Below are 1,094 nucleotides of genomic sequence, written 5' to 3'. Positions count from 1 at the left end.
CTTCTCAAGATTAATGAAGTTTTTAATAACGTGTGGCATAGCTTACCTTGTTAACCTCATCCCGATAAAGCTAATATTATTTTCTTTCCCAGATTATAAATTTTTTGCACAAATTATTGGAATGATTTTTTATACAATTACAGGATTTTTACTTAACAGATTTTGGGTGATGAAATGAAAGAAATATCGCAGAGAAGAAAAGGGCTGACTCCGAGCATGGACATTGTTGTCCCTTGCTATAATGAAAAGGAAGCTTTCCCACACTGCCTCCAAATACTTGGTGATATTTTATGCAAATTAATTGCCGCAAACAGGATCGGTCATGACAGTAAAATTATCTTTGTTGATGACGGCAGCAAGGATAATACATGGGACCAAATCAAAGATGCATGCAATAAAAATATTTTTGTATCTGGAATCAAATTATCTCGAAATAGAGGACACCAAAACGCACTAATTGCTGGTTTATCTGAATCTAAAGCTGATGCAGTGGTAAGTATTGACGCTGACTTACAAGATGACGTTAAATGCATAGAGGTCATGTTAGAAAAATATAAAGAAGGTAGCGATATCGTTTACGGCGTTAGAGACGATAGATCTACTGATAGCCCTTTCAAAAGAACGACTGCAAAAATGTTTTATTCTTTAATGGAAAAAATGGGTGTAAGTCAGGTATCCAATCATGCTGACTACCGACTAATGAGCAGGAAAGCAGTTGATTGCTTGCTAAATTTCAAAGAACAAAATATGTACATAAGGGGTATAGTTCCTCTACTAGGCTTTAGCTCATCAAAGGTTTATTACTCAAGAGATGAGCGAATAGCTGGCGAGTCTAAATATCCTCTTAAAAAAATGATTTCATTAGCAGTAGAGGGGATTACATCACTTACAATAACTCCACTTCGTATGATATCTGCTTTCGGGTTCATTACCTGTCTCGTATCAATTCTGATTGCAATTTATGCAATCATAGAAAAAATAAACGGAAGTACCGTTGAAGGTTGGACGTCCGTCATGATTTCAATCATTTTTCTTGGTGGAGTACAATTATTATGCCTGGGAGTGATTGGGGAATATGTAGGGAAAATATATAT

General features: G+C 35.6%; 2 protein-coding genes. Both read left to right on the top strand.

The genetic code is table 11. The features are described 5' to 3' along the window. The first annotated feature begins 13 nt into the window (after nucleotides 1-13). Nucleotides 14-178: a GtrA family protein gene (locus J1782_RS00220; protein ID WP_217151898.1), complete on the top strand. Its 165-nt coding sequence runs from the start codon at nucleotides 14-16 to the stop codon at nucleotides 176-178. Beyond that, nucleotides 175-1,094 (top strand): glycosyltransferase family 2 protein (locus J1782_RS00215; RefSeq protein WP_217151897.1); only part of this gene is annotated, 920 nt, incomplete at its 3' end. The genes J1782_RS00220 and J1782_RS00215, both read left to right, overlap by 4 nt.

The organism is Rahnella sp. BCC 1045, from assembly GCF_019049615.1.
GTDB lineage: Bacteria > Pseudomonadota > Gammaproteobacteria > Enterobacterales > Enterobacteriaceae > Rahnella > Rahnella contaminans.
The sequence above is the reverse complement of the archived record's forward strand: the minus strand, read 5'-3'. Positions and strand labels throughout refer to the sequence as shown.